Annotated in this window: 3 protein-coding genes; 1 reads left to right on the forward strand and 2 read right to left on the reverse strand. The window is 64.7% G+C overall.

All coding sequences use genetic code 11. The features are described from left to right. The first annotated feature begins 16 nt into the window (after nt 1–16). Nucleotides 17–1,033: a hypothetical protein gene (locus GY769_08335; protein ID MCP4201927.1), complete on the forward strand. Its 1,017-nt coding sequence runs from the start codon at nt 17–19 to the stop codon at nt 1,031–1,033. Here the strand turns inward: GY769_08335 and GY769_08340 are convergent. Both GY769_08340 and GY769_08345 read right to left on the reverse strand, forming a co-directional pair. After that, entirely contained in the window at nt 1,030–7,530 is a 6,501-nt protein-coding gene (locus tag GY769_08340; GenBank protein MCP4201928.1) for an SDR family NAD(P)-dependent oxidoreductase, read from the reverse strand. The two genes, GY769_08335 and GY769_08340, sit on opposite strands and share 4 nt — an antisense overlap. 11 nt (nt 7,531–7,541) lie before the next feature. Then, nucleotides 7,542–7,819, reverse strand: a 278-nt coding sequence (locus GY769_08345) for a hypothetical protein (protein ID MCP4201929.1), incomplete at its 5' end; no start/stop codon positions are given.

Genomic DNA, 7,819 nt, shown 5'->3' on the forward strand with positions numbered 1-7,819 from the left:
GAGGAGTTGCTAGCCCGTGACCACGCTGTACCGTTGCGGGGCCGGGAACTCGGAAGGAGTCAGGCTGGCCCTGAATCTCAACCGCGACCAGGCGAGGTGGGACCGAATTCTTCTGCTCGACGACGATCCTGAGACAAAGGAGCGAGAGATTCTCGGCGTGCCGGTGGTGGGTCCCTTCAGTCTGCTCGCCGAAGCCGACCCCGAATCGGTGGAAGTGGTCAATCTCGTCGCCCGGACCACAGCGAAACGCACTGCAGCCCGCCAGGCGATCGGCCGCTACCGTCTTCCGTTCGCCACTCTCATCAGCCCGGACGTGGATACCCTCGGCGCCGAGTTGGCTCAGGACTTGATTGTCTACCAGAACGCGACCATCGGCCCCGAGGTGACTGTCGAGGATGGTTCGGTGGTCTTCATGGGAGCGGCCGTCGGGCACGAGAGCCGGGTCGGGCGGACCTGTGTCGTAGCGGCGAACGCTGCGATCAACGCACGGGTGTATCTGGAAGACGGAGTCTATGTTGGCACCAACGCGTCCATTCTGCCCGAGGTAAGGGTCGGCGCCTGGTCAACGATCGGGGCCGGCTCGGTAGTCATGGAGGATGTGCCCCCCGGCGCGACGGTGGTCGGTGTGCCGGGCCAGGTGCTGACCATGGCCACGAACGAGAGCCGTGCCACCACGGTGCTGGCGAAAGCACCTCTGGGGCGCCGCCCTGGGTCACGAAAGGCGGACACCGACCTCGAGCGACTGGTCGGCGAAATCTGGTGTGGCCTCTTGAACGTCCCGTCTCTCGATCCGCAGGGGAACTTCTTCGACGCAGGCGCAACTTCGCTGCTCGCGTTGAAGGCCAGGGACAGAATTCAACAGGCCACCGGCCACGAGGTCGCCTGCACGGATCTCTTCCGGTTCCCGACGGTGAGAGCGCTGGCCCACCACATCGGCGTGAATGGTGCCGATGAAGGTTCGAGTTTCCGGGGAGCCGGGCGGGGTGCAACGCGACGCCAAGCGATGCAACGACGGCGGCTGATGGGTCCCTAGCCGGCCCTTTGGGCGACAGCCACCCCGATCGCCTGCTCGGGGCCGTCCGGCGGGACGTCCACTCGATTGTTCCGAACCGCTCGCTGGGCTTCTTCCAATGACGTTCTCAGGCGTTCCGCCAGAACGCGCACGTGCGGCTCGAGCACCATGCTGTTGTGCTCCCCGGGCACGACGTGGACCTCGATACCGCCGGTTATGTGAGCGCTCCAGTGGTTGTCGTGAGCGACGAATGCCCGACTTTGATTGACCACGCGATCCGGTCCAAGTACATAGGCCTCGTCAAGTGGCGGTCGTAAGAGCGTCAACTTGCCGGGATAGGTTCCGATCTCGTAGTGCTCGAGCGCCTCGCGGAACGCGGCCTCGATTTGTGCCGAGCGAAAGACGGCCGGTGAGAGGTCTTCTGCCGGTTTCGAGAACCAACCGCGAACCCTTTGGGTCTCCCAGGCCCAGCGCTGCCTGGCAAAGGACCAGAAGTAGCCTGGCCCCTGCTGCCGCAGCTTGAGCCACTGGATCTGGAGCCGATCGCGTAAAGTGAGATCCGGGATCTTGGGTGGTGTGTCGAGCATGATGAGAATGGCGATCTCTTCGTCTTTCTTCAGCAGCTGTTGGGCCATCTCGAGGGCCGTGATGCCTCCTCCCGAAAAGCCGCCCAGGAAATACGGACCTTCGGGTTGTACGGCACGGACTTCGGCCAGATAGTCGGCGGCCATCTCCTCGAAGCGCCGGTGCGGTTCCGCCTCGCCATAGAGGCCGCGAGCCTGCAGAGCCCATACCGGCTGATCGTCACCGAGGTGGCCGGCCAGATGGCGGAGGTTCAGGACGTTACCTAGCATGCCGGAAACCAGAAAGAGCGGCGGCCGGTCAGTTGCCTCGACCATGTGTAGCGGCACCAGGAAGGAGTGTTTCCCCCGTCGTTTGGGTCGGGCCTCGTCTCCGTCCACCGATTCCCCGACCTCGTCGCGCAGCAGCTCGCCGCACTTTGCCACGGTCGGTGCCTCGAACAGGACGGACAGCGGCAGCTCGACGTCGTAGGCCTTCTTGATCATCGCCATGAGGTGAACCGCGATGAGCGAATGTCCGCCGAGCTCGAAGAAGCTGTCGTGGATGCCCACCTGGTCTACTCCCAAGAGCTCTTCGAAGTAGGAAACCAAGGTGATCTCGAACTCGTCACGCGGCTCCGCGTACTCGCTTCCCAAGTTCGGTCGAGCGAACTTGACCTTCGGCTCGGTGGAGGTCTCGGCCGTCATGCGGTTGCGCTTGATCAGGGCCGGCAGCTCGATCGAGGTCACCACGGCCTGGGTGACCGGAGCGCTCGACAGTAGTCTGGAGAAGGCCACCATGCCCTCGTCCGCGAGGATGCCGGCGTCGAACATCTCGAAGAAGAACCGCTCGGCGGCGGAGGTCGGGTGGAGTGCCGCGTCCGCCTCGCCGCCCGCGGCGGCCTCATTCGCCAGCCCGCTGGCGAGTCGAACGCCATCCAGGCGTCTCATCGTGAAGCGCTCGACCTCGACCAGTATCCGACCTTGCTCGTCGGTGATAACGACGTCGAAGCTCACGGTCTCGCCGTCGGCGGAGTCCTCAGGGTCGCTTCGGACCCAGCTGTGGATCCTCCGCGGAAGGGCAGCCTGGATTGTGGCACGCGCGTAGGCGAGCGGCACGAACAGACTCTCCCCCGGCTGGTAGCCGTGCACCAGCCGGAGGGCGAACCCGGTGGCGAGATCGAGGAGGGCCGGATGACAGCCGTAGCTCTCGAGATCCGATGCGAAGGCCTCGGACAACTCGATCTCGGCCAGGGCTTCGTGACTCCCCAGCCTCATGCATCGGAGGGCGTGCCAGCGTGGTCCAAAGTCGAGGAGGCCCTCCTGGTCCGTCTCGACCCAGCTCTTGTCGGTCGGAGCCACGATCTGATCACAGCGCGCGGCGATTTCGTCGAGGTCGATGCGGCCGGACGTCGGCTCAGGGGTCGGATGTAGCCGACCTTGAGCGTGGATCGTCCAAGAGCTCTCGGCTTGGCTCCGGCTCGAGGTTTCGAACTCGTAGTGCCCTGTGTCTTCACGCGTCAGACTGACCCGCATCTCCCGGGCACCGCCGTCGGGAACTTCGAGCGGCGCGAGGAAGCTCAGGCCGCGCAGCTCGCACGCGTTACCGGCTCCGGCCTCCGCCAGCGCTGCTCGCGCCAGCTCGACATAGGCCGTTCCGGGAAGAATTGCCCTGCCGCCTTTGAGGCGGTGCTCGTCGAGTATCCACTGACTCTCGGGGACGAGATTGCCGGTGTACTCGATCCGGCCGGCGCCGTCGAGGAGCCGTTCGTCGAAGAGTGGGTGCTCCGCAAGCTCACGAATCGTGTCTTCGGCGACGGACTGGCCGCTCAGACGCTGATGGAGCTCCCGCGCCATTCCGACCTCCCGCCACATCCCCCAGTTGAGAGCCAGCGTCAGCCCGGGCTGATCGGCACGGCTGTCCGCGAAGGCGTTGAGGAAGCTGTTGGCCGCCACATAGTCGACCTGGCCGGGTGGTCCGAGGATCGTGCTGGTCGAGGAGAAAGCGACAAAAAAGTCGAGTTCGGTATCGGCCAGCAGATCGGCCAGTACCAGCGTCCCTTGGACCTTCGGCGCGAGGACCCGGTCTACGCTCTCCGGTGTCTTAGTCTGGATCACGCCTTCGTGCAGAGTGCCAGCGGCGTGGATGACCCCGTGGATGGGGCCGAAGCGCTCTTTCGCCTGCCAGAGCGCCTCGCTCATGCGCTCGATGTTGGCGACGTCGGCGGCAAGCGCCAGGACCTTAGCCCCTTGCTCTTCCATCGCGCGGATTCGGCGGATCGTCGTGCTGGTCCGATCGCGCTCTGAGTGCTTCGCGAGCCAGTTCTCCCAGTCGCTGCGCTCGGGCAGCCCGGACCGGCTGATGAGCACGAGTTTGGCACGACAGGTCTTGGCCAGATGCTCGGCGACGGTCAGGCCGATGCCGCCGAGCCCGCCGGTGACGACATAGACCCCGCCCTCACGCAGCCGTGTGTCCTCGTTTGCCATCGGCTCGAGACGCAGTCGCTCGAAATCCTGACCCCAGCGCTGACCGTCTCGGTAGGCGATGGCCTGGTCCGGCGCTGGTCCACCGAGCTCGCGAACCAGGCACTCGGCGAGTACCTCCAGTGGGTCGCCGGAGCCACGGGAGCGGCGGCTCCGCACAGAATCCGGCAAGAGGATGTCGACGCTGCGGCAAGTCAGGTTGTCGAACTCCTGCGGAATCACCTTGACCGGGCCCATAAGCGTCGCCTTGGCCGGGTATTGCAGGGTCTCTCCGGCGACTCTCTGCATTCCGTTCGAGACCACCGTCAAGTCGATCGGATGGTCGATGGCTTGGTTGCCGATGGCTTGGGCGATGAACAGCGCGCTGTAGAACCCGCGCTCCTGGTGCTGGTGGAAGATGTTCGAGGCTCGCCGGAAGGTCTCGTCCGGGGTGACCGTCCAGAGATGGGCGATGTGGGTCGGCAGACGCTCGCGCTCCGCGAGGTCGCGGAAAAGAGCCTCGTAGCCCCCGAGTCCTTCCTCGGGAGCCATTGCGTAGGTCGTCTCGTCGAGGGCGTGAAACGCGTCACCTTCCCGGACTTTGACGACCAGATGGCCGTCCTTCTCCAGGCGGCGCGCGATTCGCGATCCGAGACCGGCGCGATCCAGGAAGATGAGCCAAGTGTGCCTGGCGTCCTCGTCGGAGGTTGCATCACCCGGGGATTCCGCCGCGACCGGCTTCCATACCGGACGGTAGAACCAGTCGTTGACATCGTCCAGCTTTTCGAGTGCCTCCCGGGCCTCGTCGGTTCGATAGTCGAGTTTGCCGGGCTCTATCCAGTAGTACTGGTGGTCGAAAGCGTAGGTGGGCAGCGAGAGGCGTCTTCGTCGGCTCTCGCCGTGCAGCCTCGGCCACTCGATCTCCTTGCCGGCAAGCCAGAGTCGGCCCAGGCTCGAGAGCAGGAACTGTTTGTCGGACACATTCTCTTGCGGGTGCCGAACGCAGGAGACCACGGCGTGCCCCTGCTGTGAGGCGGGGTGCATGCGAGTGAGCGAGCTCAGCGTGGTGCCGGGACCGACCTCCAAGAAGATGCGGCTTTCCTCGCGGGCCAGGACCTCCAAGCCGTCGGAGAATCGGACGGTCTGGCGCAGGTGACGCACCCAATAGTCCGGATCCGTAACCTCCGAGCCCTGAACCCAGGTACCCGTGACGTTCGACACATACTGCATTTGCGGCGGGTTCAGCCGAATTCCCGAGACGAACTTGCGAAACGGCTCGAGAATGGGCGCCAGCATGGCCGAGTGGGCCGCGACGTTGATCTTCAGCCGGCGACACTCGACTTCATCCTGCTCGAGCTTCTGCTCGACGGCCGCGATTGCCGAGTCGGGGCCTGCGACCACACAGTACTCGGGGCCGTTGACCGCCGCAATCGAGAGCTCGCTGCCCAGCAGGTGCTCGATCTCGGATTCCGGCAACGGCACGCTCAGCATGCTGCCGGCGGGAAGGGTCTCGAAGAGCCGGGCCCGTTCGGTGACCAGAGCCAGCGCGTCTTCCAGTGAGAGAACTCCGGCCAGGCACGCCGCGGTGTACTCACCCATGCTGTGCCCGGTCATCGCCGCGGGCTGGATACCCCAGGACATCCATTGCTGAGCGAGGGCATACTCGGTGGAAAAGAGAGCCGGCAGAGCCAGAAGGGGTCGTTCCAGCCGGGCCGCTGCGTGTTCCAGATCGCGGCCCCGGGGGTACATGAGCGCCCGCAGGTCTTCATCGAGCAGGTTGCTCAGGATCTCGAGGCAGCGCTCGATGCTGTCCCGGTAGACGGGCTCTGTTTCATAGAGCTCGAGACACATGTCCGGATACTGCGCCCCCCCGCCGGGGAACATGAAAACGACCGATGGGTCCTCGGACTCCGCCGTCGCCGAGAGCAGACGCTGAGGACTTCGCTCCTCGAGCGCGGCGAGCGCATCCTCGGTGTCACGACAGACGAGGAGCTTGCGGTGCGGAAAATGCTGTCGCCCGGCCTGGTGGGTATAGGCGACGTCGGCCAGATTGAGCTCAGGGTTCTCTTCGAGGTGCGAGGCGAGCTTGTCGACGTTGCCCTCGGCCGAGACCGCTGTCTTGCCGCTAAACAACAGCACTTGCCACGGCGGGGCGGGGTCCGTTGGCTGGGGCTGGGGCGGCTCCTCCAGGATCGCGTGAGCATTGGTGCCGCCAACTCCGAGTGAGCTCACACCCGCCCGTCGCGGCCCGCTCTCCTTCTCCCACGCCTTGAGTTCGGTGTTGACGTAGAACGGGCTGTTGTCGAAGTCGATCTCGGGATTCGGAGTCTGGAAGCCCAATGACGCCGGTAACTGCCTGTTCTTTAGCGCCTGGATGACCTTGATCAGGCTTGCCACCCCGGCCGCGGTGTCGCTGTGGCCGATATTCGACTTGACGGAACCGATACCGCAGTACCCTGTCTTGTCTGTGCCACTGCGGAAGGCCTGGGTCAGGGCCGCCATCTCGATGGGGTCGCCAACCGGCGTGCCTGTGCCGTGGGTCTCGAGATAGGTGACCGCTTCGGGGTGGATATCCGCTACCGCGAGCGCCTCTTCCACGACCTGGGCGTGGCCGTCCACGCTGGGGGCCAGATAGCCGACCTTCCCGGCGCCGTCGTTGTTGATCGCAGTGGCCTTGATGACGGCGTGGATTACATCACCGTCTTCCAGCGCATCCGTCAGCCGGCGCAAAGCCACCAGGCCGACGGCGCTAGCGAAAACCGTCCCCTTGGCATCGGCATCGAAAGGACGGCAGTGGCCGTCCGGCGAGAGAATCTCGTTCTCCTTGTAGAGATAGCCCTGGCGATGTGGCACCTCGACGGTGACGCCACCGGCAAGTGCCAGGTCGCACTCGAAGCTCAGTAGGCTCTGGCAGGCACTGTGAACCGCCACCAGCGAGGTCGAGCATGCGGTCTGGACATTGACGCTCGGTCCCTTGAGATCGAGGCAATAGGAGACCCTGGTGGCCAGAAAGTCCTTGTCGTTGCCCGTGTGACGCAGCAGGAAGAGACCGATCGACTCGACAAGCTCGGGATTCGTCAGCAGGTTGAAGGTCATGTACGCTTGCATGCCAGAACCGGCGAACAGACCAATCGAGCCGTCGAAGCGGGAGGGTATATGGCCGGCGTCCTCCAGCGCCTCCCAGGCGCACTCCAAGAGATGGCGGTGCTGCGGGTCCATGATCGCCGCGTCGCGCGGGCTGAATCCGAAGAAGCCGGCGTCGAACATCTCCATGTCGGGAAGCGGAGCACCGGATCTGACGTAGTTCGGATTGTGCAGCAGAGCCTTGGGGACCCCCGCGGCGAGGAGCTCTTCTTCGCTGTAGGTGGTGAAACACTCGACCTTGTCCCGGATGTTGGCCCAGTACTCGTCGACCGTCCTGGCGGCGGGAAAGCGCCCGGACATGCCGACGACAGCGATGTCGGAGTCTGCGTGTTGCCTGGTCGGTTCGCTCATCGCACCTGGAGTCATACGGATCGTGCTCGCGAACGGCGTCGGGCGCGCGACGCGCGGCGCATTTGGCCGCGATCGCGGGCCACGGACTGGTCGTCGCCTTGATCGCCGGCACCAATGTGCTGGGCGAGGGCTTGAACGGTGGGAAACCGGAAGAGGTCGGTAATCGACAGACGCGTTTCAAACGCCTTGGTCAGTTCGCGGTGCGCCCTCACCGCCAGCAGAGAGTGACCACCAATGTCGAAGAAGTTGTCGCGAGTGCCCACCCGCGGTATCACCAGGACTTTCTTCC

The organism is bacterium, assembly GCA_024224155.1.
In the GTDB taxonomy this organism is placed as follows: domain Bacteria; phylum Acidobacteriota; class Thermoanaerobaculia; order Multivoradales; family JAHEKO01; genus CALZIK01.